At 74.5% G+C, this 14,003-nt stretch carries 8 protein-coding genes, 1 tRNA gene and 2 pseudogenes; 2 read left to right on the top strand and 9 right to left on the bottom strand.

Going from position 1 to position 14,003, the window contains the following annotated elements:
• Nucleotides 1-10 precede the first annotated feature (10 nt).
• The 5 genes and pseudogenes from ACIQOW_RS36125 to ACIQOW_RS36105 form a co-directional block, all read right to left on the bottom strand.
• Nucleotides 11-943 (bottom strand): hypothetical protein, encoded by a 933-nt coding sequence (locus ACIQOW_RS36125; RefSeq protein WP_401092081.1) that lies wholly within the window; start codon nucleotides 941-943, stop codon nucleotides 11-13.
• Between the two features lie 110 nt (nucleotides 944-1,053).
• The gene (locus ACIQOW_RS36120) at nucleotides 1,054-1,500 is read right to left on the bottom strand and encodes a DUF4442 domain-containing protein (RefSeq protein WP_401092080.1); all 447 of its coding nucleotides are present in this window, start codon (nucleotides 1,498-1,500) and stop codon (nucleotides 1,054-1,056) included.
• Between the two features lie 181 nt (nucleotides 1,501-1,681).
• Nucleotides 1,682-1,757 (bottom strand) — tRNA-His (locus ACIQOW_RS36115).
• Between the two features lie 177 nt (nucleotides 1,758-1,934).
• On the bottom strand, nucleotides 1,935-2,537 hold the full coding sequence (gene orn / locus ACIQOW_RS36110; protein ID WP_401092079.1) for an oligoribonuclease: 603 nt from the start codon (nucleotides 2,535-2,537) through the stop codon (nucleotides 1,935-1,937).
• Between the two features lie 701 nt (nucleotides 2,538-3,238).
• Nucleotides 3,239-4,459, bottom strand: a pseudogene (locus ACIQOW_RS36105) (helix-turn-helix domain-containing protein); the annotation flags it as partial.
• Nucleotides 4,460-5,427: 968 nt separating this feature from the next.
• Between ACIQOW_RS36105 and ACIQOW_RS36100 the strand changes: the two are divergent.
• Nucleotides 5,428-6,234 (top strand): GNAT family N-acetyltransferase, encoded by an 807-nt coding sequence (locus tag ACIQOW_RS36100; RefSeq protein WP_401092078.1) that lies wholly within the window; start codon nucleotides 5,428-5,430, stop codon nucleotides 6,232-6,234.
• A 175-nt stretch (nucleotides 6,235-6,409) separates the two neighbouring features.
• Here ACIQOW_RS36100 and ACIQOW_RS36095 read toward each other — a convergent pair whose 3' ends face one another.
• Complete coding sequence (locus tag ACIQOW_RS36095; RefSeq protein ID WP_401092077.1) at nucleotides 6,410-7,498, bottom strand: HAD-IA family hydrolase; 1,089 nt, start codon at nucleotides 7,496-7,498, stop codon at nucleotides 6,410-6,412.
• A gap of 1,131 nt (nucleotides 7,499-8,629) precedes the next feature.
• On the opposite strand from ACIQOW_RS36095, the pseudogene ACIQOW_RS36090 reads away from it, so the two are divergent.
• A pseudogene (locus ACIQOW_RS36090) lies at nucleotides 8,630-9,055 on the top strand (universal stress protein); the annotation flags it as partial.
• 194 nt (nucleotides 9,056-9,249) lie between these two features.
• Here the strand turns inward: ACIQOW_RS36090 and ACIQOW_RS36085 are convergent.
• From ACIQOW_RS36085 to ACIQOW_RS36075, 3 genes are all read right to left on the bottom strand, one after another.
• The gene (locus ACIQOW_RS36085; RefSeq protein ID WP_188298929.1) at nucleotides 9,250-10,440 is read right to left on the bottom strand and encodes an acyl-CoA dehydrogenase family protein; all 1,191 of its coding nucleotides are present in this window, start codon (nucleotides 10,438-10,440) and stop codon (nucleotides 9,250-9,252) included.
• A 196-nt stretch (nucleotides 10,441-10,636) separates the two neighbouring features.
• Complete coding sequence (locus ACIQOW_RS36080; RefSeq protein WP_401092076.1) at nucleotides 10,637-11,617, bottom strand: hydroxymethylglutaryl-CoA lyase; 981 nt, start codon at nucleotides 11,615-11,617, stop codon at nucleotides 10,637-10,639.
• Nucleotides 11,614-13,914 (bottom strand): biotin carboxylase N-terminal domain-containing protein, encoded by a 2,301-nt coding sequence (locus ACIQOW_RS36075; protein ID WP_401092075.1) that lies wholly within the window; start codon nucleotides 13,912-13,914, stop codon nucleotides 11,614-11,616. Before ACIQOW_RS36075 ends, ACIQOW_RS36080 begins: the two co-directional genes overlap by 4 nt.
• Between the last annotated feature and the right edge of the window lie 89 nt (nucleotides 13,915-14,003).

Below are 14,003 nucleotides of genomic sequence, written 5' to 3'. Positions count from 1 at the left end.
TCCGGTCCGGTCAGTGTCCGCGCGGCAGTCCGCGGTGCTTGCACATGGCCGCCCCGGTGAGCAGCAGTCCGGCGGCGATGGGGGCGAGGACGGCGGTCGCGGTCGCGGAGCCGTGACCCGGGGCGGTCACGGTGGCGGTGTCCGCGATGGCCACCGTCCCCGGTGGCCCGCCGCCGCCCGGCAGGGGGGAGGGCGGGGCGGCCGCCGCCCCCTCGGGCCCGGCGGGCCCGGACTCGGCGGCGGCCGTGGACGCCGCCTCCTGGACGGGCGGAGCCTCCGCGGCCTCGCGCTGCCGAGCGGCGGCGGGCCGGTCGGTGCCGGGGTGGCGGCGGGCGGCGCTGGGCCGGTCGGCGGGTTCGCCGACGGAGGGGGCGCGGGTCTCGGCGGGCACGGCCTGGGCGGGGGTGGTGCCGAGCAGGCCGGAGGCGAGGGCGAAGGCGTCCGGGACGGCCGCGCGCTGGCCGGGCAGGGGCAGTCCGCCGGCCCGGATCCGGTCCTGGAGGGTGTCGCCGAGGGCCCCGACGGCGCCGGTGACCCCGGCGGCCCCCGCGACCCCGCCGACCGGCCCCTCGGCGGCCGGTTCCCCGAGGAGCCCGGGGGAGTGTTCGGCCGTTCCGTTCGCCGACTGCCCCGACCCGAGGGGACGTTCGGCTGACTGCCCGTCGAGGGCGATCCCGTCGAGCACCGGCCGCTCGAGGGTGGGCCGGCCGAGCGCCGGTGCGCCGTGCAGCGCGCGGCGGGCGGCGGACTGGGCGGGGCCGCGCGGCGGGTCGGCGGAAGCCGCGTACGCCCCGGGGGCGCCGAAGCCCCAGAGCTGTGCGAGCAGGGCCCCGGCGGCCGCGACGGCGCGGGGGCGGGGCAGCCACCGGGCGATCCCACGGCGGGCACCGGCGACGCCGCGGGGGGCGGGTTCCTGGGGCTTGGTCGCGTGATTGGCTCGCACGTGAGTCGAGAACGAGCGGCCGGGCGGTGAGGTCACGCCCGCCGTCACGGACGGTCATCGTACGGATGGCCCCGGGGCCGTTGCTCCCGGGGCCACCGACCGCGTGGCGGTCAGGAGTTGGGACGCAGGGTCCAGGTGACCGTCATCACGCCGGTGACGGCGCCGTCGGCGCGGGTGATCTCGACGGTGACCGGGAACTCGGGGCGGCCGCCGGCGTCCAGCTCGGCGACGACCTCGGCGGCCGGGCGGCCGAGCACGGCGGTGGCGGTGACGTCGCCCATCGCGAGCTTCTTGTACGCGATCTCGGCGTTCACGGCGAGCGGCACGGCCCGGGACATCTGGTCGCCGAAGGCGGCGATCACGACGCAGCCGCTGGCGGACTCGGCCAGCGTGAACATCGCGCCGGCGTGCGGGCCGCCGACGTGGTTGTGGTACGCGGGCTGGTCCGGCAGCCGGAGCACGGCGCGCTCCGCGGTGGTCTCCAGGTACTCCAGCTTCAGGGTGTGCGCCATCGGCACGGTGGAGTCGAGCATCTGGCCGATCGTGGGTGTGGTCATGGCGACGATGTTACTAGTGAGTAGCTTCGGGTGGCAGGGGTGCGCCGAAAACCGGCCGGTCGCGCGGGTGTGAGGCGGCGCACATGGACGTGAGGGGCGGACAGCTGAGGCTCCACAAGGCTGAGGGAACGCGAAAACGCCTGAGGGGCCGATCTCTTGAAGAGATCGGCCCCTCAGGCTCTGGGGTGAGTGACGGGACTTGAACCCGCGGCCACCTGGACCACAACCAGGTGCTCTACCAACTGAGCTACACCCACCATCTGTCCGGCTCGTTCCCGCTTCCGCGTTCCCGTTCCGACAGGAAGAACTCTACAGGATCCGGGAGGGTGCTCGCGCCAGGGTTTCGTTCCGGCGAACGCGAGCACCCTCTCCCGGCCCTCCGGCGGGATCCCGGCGTGCGGTGCCGGGTCGGCGCGCGGGGTGGCGCAGGGGGCTCAGCTCGCCGGGGCCCGGTACTTCCCGGCGATCGTCCGCGCGGTGTCGGCGTCCGGGCCGGGCTGCGGGACGAACACCGCCTCGCGGTAGTACCGCAGTTCGTCGATGCTCTCCCGGATGTCGGCGAGCGCCCGGTGGTTGCCGCCCTTCTGCGGGCTGTTGTAGTACGCCTTCGGGTACCAGCGGCGGGCCAGCTCCTTGATCGAGGAGACGTCCACGATCCGGTAGTGCAGGTGCTTCTCCAGGGCGGGCATGTCCCGGGCCAGGAAACCGCGGTCGGTGGCCACCGAGTTGCCGCACAGCGGCGTCTTCCCGGCCTCCGGCACGTGCTCGCGCACGTAGGCGAGCACCCGCTCCTCGGCCTCGGCCAGGGTCACGCCCTGCTCCAGCTCCTCCAGCAGCCCGGAGGCGGTGTGCATCGTGCGCACCACCTCGGGCATGTTCGCCAGCGCCTCCGCCGGCGGCCGGATGATGACGTCCACGCCCTCGCCGAGGATGTTCAGCTCGGAGTCCGTCACCAGCACCGCGACCTCGACCAGGGCGTCCCGGTCGAGGTCGAGGCCAGTCATCTCACAGTCGATCCATACCAAACGGTCATTCACACAACTCACCCTACGGCGCGATCCCGCGCCGCGGGGACCGGTGGAGCCGAGCGGGGGGCCTCGGCCTGGTGCTCCTCCGGCCCGTCGTGCGAGCCGTGGCCGTCCGGGAGCTCGCCCTCCCGGCCGGTCCTGACCGGGTGGCCGTCGCGTCCGGTCCTGGCCTCGCGCGCCGCCCTGGCGCCCTCGGCCGCGGGCCGTCCTGCCTGGCCGCGGACCTGCGGGACCCGCGCCTGGCGACCGCGCAGCTCACCCGGGCCGGAACCCGGCTGCCCGGCCGGAGCCGGCATCCGTCCGGCGCCCGCGCCGTGACCGCGTCCGGCCGCACCCGGCTCGTCCGCGGACCGCTCGACCGCGCTCCGGTGCCCCTGGCCCTGGCCGCGCGCCCCCGGCTGCGGGAGGCCGTCCTCCGCCGCCGCGTGCTCGGCGGTGCGCGGCGGACGCCCCGTCCCCGCGCCCGGTCCGGCCTGCGGCGGGATCACCGGCGGCCGCACCGGACCGCGCGCGGTCGCACCCTGCTGCCCGGGGTGCGACTGCTGCGCGGCCTGCTGGTGCGGGTACGACTGGGCGGCGCGGGCGTGGAAGGCCTGACCGGCCGGCGTCCCGACCTGGCCGGGACCGAACCCGCCCGGCTGCCCGTGCGCTCCCGGCTGCCCGTGGCCGATCTGCTGGCCGTGCTGGCCGTGCGGAACCGGCTGCCCGTGCGGGCCGCCCGGTACCTGTGCCCCCGGCCCGGCCGGGAACGGCTGCGCCGACGGCATGCCGTGCGCCCCGCCGAACAGCGGTCCGCCCGTCGCGGCGACCGCGCCCGCCGAGGGGTGCGGCAGTGCTCCGGACAGCCGCAGGTCGCCGAGCGCACCGGCCGGCGCGGTCGGCTGCTGACCGGGACGGCGGGCCCGGTAGCTGGTCCGGTACGCGGCCGGGGAGACCCCGAGCTGGCGGCGGAAGTGCCCGCGCAGCGCCACCGGCGAACGGAACCCGCAACGGCGCGCGACATCGTCCACCGACAGCTCCGACGTCTCCAGCAGCCGCTGCGCCTGGAGCACCCGCTGGGTGATCAGCCACTGCAACGGCGCGCTGCCGGTGAGCGTGCGGAACCGCCGGTCGAAGGTGCGTCGGCTCATGTAGGCGCGAGCCGCCAGCACCTCGACGTCGAACTGCTGGTTGAGGTTCTCCAGCGCCCAGGTGACCACCTCGGCCAGCGGGTCGTTGCCGATCTCTTCAGGTAAAGACTGATCGATGTACTGGGCCTGTCCTCCGCCGCCGCGACGGCTGGGCACCACCAGGCGGCGGGCCAGCGCGTTGGCCGCCTCGGCGCCGTGGTCGCTGCGCACCACGTGCAGGCACAGGTCGATCCCGGCGGCGGTGCCGGCCGAGGTGAGCACGTCGCCGTCGTCGACGAACAGCTCGCGCGGGTCGACGTGCACCCGCGGGTAGCGCTTGGCCAGCGTCGGCGCGTACATCCAGTGGGTGGTCGCCGGGCGGCCGTCGAGCAGGCCGGCGGCGGCCAGGACGAAGGCGCCGGTGCAGAGCCCGATGATCCGCGCGCCCTCGTGGTGGGCCTTGCGCAGGGCGGTGATCGCCTCGACCGGCGGCGGCTGGGAGATCGAGCGCCAGGCGGGGACGACGATCGTGCCGGCCCGGGCGAGCGCCTCCAGGCCGTACGGGGCGGAGAGGGTCAGGCCGCCGGTGGTGGCCAGCGGGCCCTCCTCGCCGGCGCAGACCAGCAGGCGGTAGCGGGGCACTCCGGCGTCCTGGCGGTCCACGCCGAAGACCGAGAGCGGGATGGAGCTCTCGAAGATCGGAGCGCCGCCGAAGATCAGGACCGCGACGGTCTCCCGGCGGCGGCGGCCGGACAGCTTGCGCGGGGCGGAGGCGGTCACCGGGGTCGGGGAGCCGTTCGCGCCGGGCCCGCCGTGGCCCATCGGGCCGTGGCCGGAGGCGCCGAGCGCGAGGCCGCCGAGCGGACCGCTGCCCGCTCCGGGGACGGGCCCGCCGGGGACACCGTTCAGGCCCGGGGGGCCGGCGGGGTAGCCGGAGTGTCCGGGATGGCCGGAATGGCTCGCGTGGCCGGGGTGGTTCGGATGACCGGCATGGCCGGGGTGGCCGCCGTAACCCGGGTGGCCGGAATGGCCCGGGTGCTCGCCGCCGTAGGACTGGCCGGGACTGACGGGTCCTCGGCTGACGGGCGGTCCGCCGAGGGACTGCCCTCCGAAGGACGGTCCGCCGAAGGCCGGCTGGCCTCCGTAGGGCGTCGCGGCACCGTACTCGGCGGCCGGTGCCGCACCGGGGCCGACGCCGGTGCCCGCCCCGGGGGAGGGCACCGCGGGGTACGAGGAGTGCGAGGCGGCGCCCGGGGCGCGGGTGGTGGCGATCGCGGAGGTGCCGGTGCTTCTCGCGGGTCGGCCGGTGCTGCCGGCCACCGCCTGGCCGCTGTCAGGACCCGCGTCGCTCCTGCTCACCCTGCTCAAGGCGCTCAAGCCCCCTCGGTGGTGTGGTGTGGGTGGTGCGGCACTGCTGGCCAAGATCGAAATCTATCGGGTGGACCGTTGCCGTTGTGACAAGTTCACCATCCGACGCTATGTCGACATGGCAATTTGGCGTGATGCATTCGATCACGAAGCGTGGCACCCGTCGACCTTTCTGGGAAGAGGGCCGGGGTAACGGTGGCTGGTTGTCGCGGGGCCGTTCCTGGGGCGTCCGGCTCCGGCGCGCCCGGCCGGCTGGTCTGGGCTGCGGATTTGCCCAAGCGGGAGGGACCGGCGTGAAATTGACCGAAAATCGGCGGTGCACGAGGGGGCGCACAGGGAGAAGTCGTGCGCCTCCCAGGCTTCATCCGGCCAAGCGGGAGACGGCAGAACCGGGAACCGGACCGCCGGGTTACGGTCCTGCCGTGAACACCAACAGCCGGCTCGAACGGGCCAACGACAACGCCGCCGCCTTCTGGCTCGCCCAGGCCCGTGTCCACGGCTGGCAGACCCGCACCCGACCGGGGCTGACCGCGGTCCGCTGCGCCCGCACCCCCGACGACGCGCACCGTATCGTGCTGACCCGCCCCTATGACGAACCCGGCGTCGTGGAGCAGGAGTTGGCCGACCTTCTGGCCGAGTGGTCGACCGTGCGCTGCACCGTGGAGGACCCGTACGACGGCCTCGACCTCTCCGGCCTCGGGGCCTCGCGGATGCCGCTCATGCCGGTGATGGTCCGGGACCCAGGCCCGGTCGAGGACGCGACCACCGTCCTGCCCGCGGTCTCGGAGGCACACGGCGGTGGCGTCCTGACGGTCGATGAGGCCGGAGGCGGCGAGAGCTTCGCCATGGTCGAGCGGGCGATAGTGGAGGGCTTCCCGCTGCCCGCCCGACAGCCCTGGGTCCGCGGCGAAGCCCTTCCGGAACAGCTGCTGGACGTCCCCGGCTGGCGGGGGTGGCTCGGCCGGGTCGACGGCACGGTGGCCGGTACCTGCCTCACCTATGACGACGGTCAGGCCACCGGCGTGTACTGGGTCGCCACCATGCCCGACTGGCGCGGTCGGGGGGTGGCCCGCGCCGTCCTCCGGACCGCCCTGGCCCACGCGCACCCGGACCGCCCGGCCACCCTGGTCGCCACCTCGCTCGGCGAGCCGCTCTACCGCAAGCTCGGGTTCGTCGAGCGGGCGCGCACCTGCTGGTGGACCCGTACGTCGGTGGTGCGGGCGGAGTAACCGGAGCAAGGTGGCCGGGGCGCGAGGTGAAGGGGAGCCGGGGCTGGGGCGGAGGGGAATCGGGGCGAGGGTGGGGCGGACGTCGGGGTGTTGGGGGCCGGGGCGTCGGGAGGCCGGGGTGTGCGGGCGCCGGCCGTCGTGGCGGCAGGATCGTCGTAGGGCGTCGACCGGGGTGCTACTGGGCGGCCGCCACCGCGGTGCCGGACACGACTGCGGTCGATGCCGCGGCGGGTGCTGTGGGGGCTGCGGGTGCTGCGAGGGGGACCGGGACGAAGGCGGCGCGGGTGGCCGCGGCGGCGTCGGCGCCCTTTCCGGCGCCGGTGCCGGCCTCGGTGATCACGGCAAATCCGCCGGATCGGTTTCGGACACCGGAACTGCCTGCGGGAACGCGTTCGCCGGCCCTCCCGGCGTCGGCGGCACCGGATGCACTCGGACCGTCCGGGGCGGCCACCGCGGGACGTGCGCCGGACCGTGCGCCGACCAGCGCCGTCGCGCGTGCCTGCACCTCCGCCGGTACCCCCGTCGGCGCCCCCGCGAGCACTCCCGCCGCTGCCCGTCGGAGCGTCCCGGCGGAGCGGACGCCCGGCCGGGGCGAGGGCGCGTTCCGCGCGGAGAGCACCTGACCGACGGCCTCCGGCAGGCCGGCCGCCTTCAGCGTCGGGCGGTAGCCGTTCTCCGCCCACGGCCGGCCGTGGTGCAGCCAGACGCTGCGCAGCCCGGTCAGCTCGGCACCGGCGATGTCGGCGGGTGCGTGGTCGCCGATCATCCAGGTGTGCGCGGCCCAGTCCCCGGTGGGCACGATGCCGCACCGCCGGGCGGCGATCCTGAAGATCAACGGGTCGGGTTTGACGCAGTCGGCCTCCTCGGAGATGACCCAGCCGTCGACCAGCGGGCCCAGTCCGGTCCGCCGGATCTTCTCCAGTTGCGGGCGGGTGCCGCCGTTGCTGACTATGCCGAGCGTCCACCCGGCGGCCCGGGCGGCCCGCAGTGCCTCGATGTTCCTGCGGGGGCAGTGGATGTGGGAGTTGATGCCGCGTCGGTAGTGAGCGTGCAGGAACTCGGCGGACACGTCCAGGCCGTAGCGGCGCCGGACGGCGGACAGTACGGTGCTGCGCGGTACGTAGCCGCCGCCGTCGAGGGTGACGAACCAGTCGAGGTCTCCGGGTGGCAGCCGGTGGTCGGACAGGAAGTCCTGCGCCCAGGACCGGAACGCGGCGTCCCGGGGCAGCAGGGTGTTGTCGAGGTCGAACAGGAGCAGGGGCATGCCGAGCATGGTGCCAGCGGCCGCGCCCATGCATCTGGCAAATGCCAGACGGCGTCGCGAAGCCGTACGGAGTGGCTGAAACGGCCTCCGCACGCCCGTGACGAGTGGCGATTCCCCGGACGGACGGGGACTGTTGGGGCAGCCCGGACGTCACGGTTCGCGACGTGCCGCAACGGATCGTCGCCGATCCATGACAGTCCGGTCACGGTGTCCCGTGAGGCTGTTGCGCGGCCCGGTCCGCTCAGTCAAGCTCCAGGGAACCTCCTTTCCGGAGGGGGCGCGATCACCTGTGAACGGGGCGCACTGCCCCGGCGGGCGCATCCCTCTTTCGCGGGAACAACGTCGCTCCGGGGCTTCGCCGCTGGGCTGGGCCCCGCGCCCGTCGTACTCTGAAAGGAACAGGTCACATACGGTGCTGCGCGGCGCAGACCGACGTCATCCCGTGGGCGGGCCTGCTGCCCGGGCAGCGTTGTCCTCCTCTTCTGTCGGCCCCTCTCCATCGAAGAGCCGTGAGCCATGGCTGGTTTTGAGCCTCCCCGACCGGTTGAACCGGACACACCCCGCAGCGTGGGCCCGGACGGCGGGTCTGCCTCCGATCCCCCCGACGGCCGGGCCGAGGGCCGATCGGATCGCCGGACCGACGGCCGCAGCGAGAGCCACGGTGACGGACGCGGCGGCGCGCACAGTGCTGGGCACGGTGGCGGGTGCGGTGACGGGCACAGCGCCGGCCGTGGTGGCGATCGCAGGGGTGACGACCGGGGGGAAGGCGGCAGTGGGTGCGACGGCCGTGGCGGCGACGGTGCGGACGAGTCCGCCGGCGGGCGTGCGGACGGACATGCTGACGCGGGACAGCCGACGGAGCCAGGGGAGCCCGACCCGGGGCATGACGACCCGCGGAGCGGCTTCGCGCGTGCTCTGCGCGGCTTCGGCCGCCGGGGCGGCCTCGCCGCCCGAGGGGACCGCCCGGGGCCGCGCCAGCGGCGTGGCGAACCCCCGGCTGACCCTGCGGATCTTCCGGTGACGGGCCGCCTGGGCCCGGGTGCCGAGCGTCCGGAGACAGCCGCCGGCTCGGCCGGTCCGCTGGGCGGGCCCACCAAACCGTCCGGGCAGGACACCCCGGCGCCGTCCCTCGACCCGGTGTTCCAGCACGGCGTGGTGGTCGGCTTCGACGGCTCGCTGTCGAGCGAGCGCGCCCTCGCCTACGCGGTCGGCATGGCCCGCCGTTCGCAGTGCGGCCTGGTGATCGTGCATGTCGCCAACCGCCTGCCCGCGACGGTCTGGGCGGGTTGCGAGCCGCCGGTCTTCGTCGACCTCCCCGACCACCGGACCGAGGTCCTCGGACTGGAACTCGCCTGCGCGGACTTCCTCACCGGGGTGCCGTGGATCCTGGTCGAGCGCGGCGGGGACATCTGCCACGAGATCGAGGAGGTCGGCCGTGAGTACGCCGCCGACGCGATCGTCGTCGGCACGACGCACGGCCTGCTCGGCAAGATCTTCGGCTCGGTCTCCGGACGGCTGGCGCGGCGGGCCAACCGCCCGGTGATCGTGATCCCCTGAAGCCCTGCTCCCGCGTCTTCCTTCGAAATCCCTTCCAGAGGCCTCCTCCTGATGCCTCGCTCGCCACCGGGTGCCACCGGGCGCCACAACTCTGCCTGTGAAGCGGAGCGTTGAGTGGCGCGCCGAGCGGTGAATCGAACTGGTCCACCACCCCGGTGGACTCGGCCCAGGAGGTGACCATCAGGAAGTGATCGTCACGAACCGATGCCGAGCTCCCGGGCGATGAGCATGCGCTGGACTTCCGACGTGCCCTCCCCGATTTCCAGGATCTTGCAGTCGCGCCAGAAACGGGCGACCGGGAATTCGTTCATGAAGCCGTACCCGCCGTGGATCTGGGTCGCCTCGCGGGCGTTGTCGACGGCGGCCTCGGACGAGTACAGCTTCGCGATCGCGGCCTCCTTCTTGAACGGTTCGCGGTGCAGCAGCCGGGAAGCGGCGTCCCGCCAGGCCAGGCGGGAGGTGTGGGCGCGCAGCTCCATGTCGGCGAGCTTGAACTGGATGGCCTGGTTGGCGCCGATCGGCCGGCCGAAGGCCCGGCGCTCGCCGGCGTACTTCACGGACTCGTCGACGCAGCCCTGGGCCAGGCCGGTGGCCAGGGCCGCGATCGCGATGCGGCCCTCGTCGAGGATCCGCAGGAACTGGGCGTAGCCTCGGCCACGCTCGCCCAGCAGGTTGGCCGCGGGAACGCGGCAGTCGGTAAAGGACAGTTCGCGGGTGTCGGATGCGTTCCACCCGACCTTCGAGTACTTCTTCGAGACCTGGAAGCCGGGGGTCCCGGTGGGCACGATGATGGAGGAGATCTCCCGCACAGGCGAGCGGAATTCGCCCTCTTCACTCGAACGAGCGATCGGTTCGGTGAGCGCGGTGACGGTGACCAGGCCGGTGATGTCGGTGCCGGAGTTGGTGATGAAGCACTTGGTCCCGTTGATGACCCACTCGTCGGTGGCCTCGTCGTACCGCGCGGTGGTGCGGGTGGCCCCCGCGTCCGATCCGCCCTCCGGCTCGGTGAGGCCGAAGGCGCCGAGGAGCTCGCCCGAGGTCAGCCGGGGCAGCCACTCGCGCTTCTGCTCCTCGGTGCCGAACCGGTGGATCGGCATCGCGCCGAGCGAGACGGCGGCCTCCAGGGTGATCGCCACCGAGGAGTCGACGCGGGCGAGTTCCTCCAGGGCGATGCCGAGGGCGAAGTAGTCGCCGCCCATGCCGCCGTACTCCTCGGGGAAGGGCAGGCCGAAGAGCCCCATCCGCCCCATCTCCCGGACGATCTCGTAGGGGAACTCCTCCCGCTCGTAGAACTCGCCGATCTTCGGCTTCACCACGTCCTGGGCGAACTCGGCGACGGTGCGCCGCAGTTCCTCGTACTCGCTGCTGAGTCGGTGGTCGAGCATCTGATCCTCCTGGCGCCCGGCCGGGGCGGCCGCGGACGTGAGCGGAATGACCGGCGTTCGTCGGAAGGTGTGACGGTCGCACGGTGCGATTGAGGGATGGGTGTCGAGCGGTGATGCGGTGATGCGGTAGTGCGATGCGGTGTGGCGCCGGCCGGACGGGTACGGGCGACCGGCGCCGGAGGTGGAGCGGGCGGGGTCAGCCCCCGGTCGAGCCGAGCAGCGCCTGGACGGTGCGGGAGGGACTCGGGCGGCCGAGCCGTCCGGCCATCCAGCCGCTGGTCGCGACGAGGGCGCGCAGGTCGACGCCGGTCCGGATGCCGAGTCCGTGCAGCATCCAGACCAGGTCCTCGGTGGCCAGGTTGCCGGTGGCGCTCTTCGCGTACGGGCAGCCGCCCAGGCCGCCCGCCGAGGCGTCCACGGTGGTGACGCCCTCGCGCAGTGCCGCCAGGGTGTTGCCGAGCGCCTGGCCGTAGGTGTCGTGGAAGTGCACGGCGAGCCGGCCGACCGGGACGCCGGCCCGCGCGAAGCCCGCCAGCAGGGCGGCGACCTGCCCGGGGGTGGCCACCCCGATGGTGTCGCCGAGGCTCAGTTCCGCGCAGCCCAGCTCCAGCAGCTGCACGCCGTAGCGGACCACCTGGTCGACCGGGACGGGGCCCTCCCACGGGTCGCCGAAGCACATCGAGAGGTAGCCGCGGACCGCGACCCCCGCCCCGGTGGCCCGGGCCACGACCGGCCGGAACATCTCCATGGCCTCGTCCGCCGAGCGGTTGAGGTTGCGGCGGGCGAAGGTCTCGGTGGCGCTGGCGAACACCGCGATGTCGGAGGCGTGGTGGGCGAGCGCGCGGTCCAGGCCGCGCTCGTTGGGCACCAGCACCGGCAGCCGCAGGCCGGGGTGACGCTCCGGCAGCTCGGCGAGCCGGGGGACCAGATCCTCGGCGTCGGCCAGCTGCGGTACCCATTTCGGGTGAACGAAGCTGGTGGCTTCGACGGTGCGCAGGCCGGCGGCCGCGAGCCGGGCGATGAACTCGGCCTTGACCTCGACCGGCACCAGGGACTTCTCGTTCTGCAAGCCGTCGCGCGGTCCGACCTCGTGGATCCGGACCTCCTCGGGCAGGCCGGGGGCGCGGACCGGCTCCGGCAGGCCCAGGTCGAGGGCGTCGGGCTCGCGGGCGGTCACGACCGCACCTCCGCGGGCTCGGCGGGAGCGTCGGCCGGTTCGGCCGTGGCGTCCCCGCCCGTTGCGCCCCCACTGGTCGTGCCCTCGGCCGTCGTGTCCTCGACCGGGGCGACCACGACCAGCAGGTCCTCCATCGCGACGGTGGCGCCGGCCGTGGCCCGCAGTTCGGCGACCACGCCGTCGTGCGGTGCGGCGATCACGTGTTCCATCTTCATGGCCTCCAGCACGAGCAGGGCCTGGCCCTTGCGGACCGTCTCGCCCGCCGTGGTCTTGACGACCGTGACGGTGCCGGGCATCGGGGCGGTCAGGGCACCGTGGTGCGCGCCGGCTCCGGCGGCGCTCTCGACCACCGGGTCGTAGGCGTGCAGCGGCCAGGCGTCGCCCTCGACGCCGAGCCAGGTCACCGGGCCTGCGGCGAGGCCGGGAGCGGTGTCGGTGGCCAGCGCGAACGTGGTCCTGAGGCCGTCGACGGTCAGGTGCAGCCGGTCGTCGGCCAGGGTCGCGCGGGCGCGGTGCGCGGGGCCCTCGTCGAGTCGGAGTTCCACCTCGCGGGTCGGCCCGGCGGAATTGTCAGTGGCATCGGCTACGTTGCCCGCAGTGATCGAACGGACGCGCACCGCCACCGGGTCCTGGCCGGGGGTGCGGAGGCGGTGGGTGGTCCAGGCGGGGGTGCCGCCCAGGCGCCAGCCGGAGGGAAGGGAGAACGGATCGGTCCAGCCGCCGGGGCGAGCGGCGGGGACGAGTTCCAGGTGCCGTGCCAGCGCGGCCGCGTAGTAGAGGAGGTGAGCGGGCGACGGCGGTTCGGCCGCCACGGTCGCGTCCGGGGTGGTCGCGTTCGTGGGGGAGTACGGCGAGGCGAGCAGGGCCGGCTGCTCCTGGGCCGTCTGCTCCACGAGGCCGGTGTCCAGCCGGCCGGCGGCGACCTCGGGGTGTGCGAGCAGTCGGCGCAGGAAGCCGGTGTTGGTGGTGACGCCCAGGATGCGGGTGTCGGCCAGCGCGGCGCGGAGCCGGCGCAGCGCGGTCGGGCGGTCGGGCCCGTACGCGATGACCTTGGCGAGCATGGGGTCGTAGGCGCTGGTGACGACGGTTCCGGGGGTCACCCCGGAGTCGACGCGGATGCCCTCGCCCCGGGGCTCGTCCAGGGTGAGGATGCGGCCGCCGGTGGGCAGGAAGTCCCGTTCCGGGTCCTCGGCGCAGATGCGGGCCTCGATGGCGTGGCCCAGGAAGGAGATGTCGGACTGGGTGAAGGAGAGCGGTTCGCCGGCGGCGACGCGCAGCTGCCACTCGACCAGGTCGAGCCGGGCGGCGTCCGGGCCGACCGCGACGGCGAGTTCGGTGACGGGGTGTTCCACCTGGAGACGGGTGTTCATCTCCATGAAGAAGAAGTCCCGCACCCCCTCGGAGGTGGAGGCGTCGGTGGAGGCGGGGGCGTCCGGGTCGATGCCGGGGACGATGAACTCCACGGTGCCGGCGCCGGTGTAGCCGCAGGACTCCGCGGCGCGGACGGCCGCGGCGCCCATCGCGGCACGGGTCTCGGCATTGAGGAGAACGGAGGGAGCCTCTTCGATCAGTTTCTGGTGGCGGCGCTGAAGGCTGCACTCGCGCTCGCCGAGGTGGACGGTGGTGCCGTGGGCGTCGGCGAGCACCTGCACCTCGATGTGGCGCGGCCGGTCGACCCAGCGCTCCAGCAGCAGGGTGTCGTCGCCGAAGGCGGTGCGGGCGACGCGACGGGCGGCGGCGATCTCGGTGGGCAGGTCGGCGCGGTCCCGGACGAGGCGCATGCCCTTGCCGCCGCCACCGGCGGACGGCTTCAGCAGTACGGGGTAGCCGATCTCGTCGGCCGCGGCGACGAGATCCCCGTCGCTGGGCGCGGTGGCCCGGCTGCCGGGGACCACCGGGACGCCGGCGGCCCGGACGGCCTCCTTGGCGTTGATCTTGTCACCCATCAGCTCGACGGCACCGGGAGGTGGCCCGATGAAGACGAGGCCCGCGTCGGCGCAGGCGCGGGCGAAGCCGGGGTTCTCGGCGAGGAAGCCGTAGCCGGGGTGGACGGCCTGGGCGCCGGTGCGGCGGGCGGCGGCGAGGATCTGGTCGGTCCGCAGGTAGGTCTCGGCAGCCGAGCTGTCGCTGCGGTCGGCCGGACCGAGCCGGACCGCGGCGTCGGCCTCGCGGACGTGCGGCGCGTCGGCGTCCGCGTCGCTGAACACGGCGACCGAGCGGACGCCGAGCCGCCGCAGGGTGCGGATCACCCGGAGGGCGATCTCGCCGCGGTTGGCGACCAGAACTGTGTCGAACATGGGAGGGGTTCCTCCGGGTCGAGGGGAGCCGTACGAAGGAGGTGGCGGTGGGCGGTCGGGGCGCCGGCCCGGGTGGGCCGGCGCCGTGG

This window comes from Kitasatospora sp. NPDC091335 (assembly GCF_044757205.1).
Classification (GTDB): domain Bacteria; phylum Actinomycetota; class Actinomycetes; order Streptomycetales; family Streptomycetaceae; genus Kitasatospora.
The sequence above is the reverse complement of the archived record's forward strand: the minus strand, read 5'-3'. Positions and strand labels throughout refer to the sequence as shown.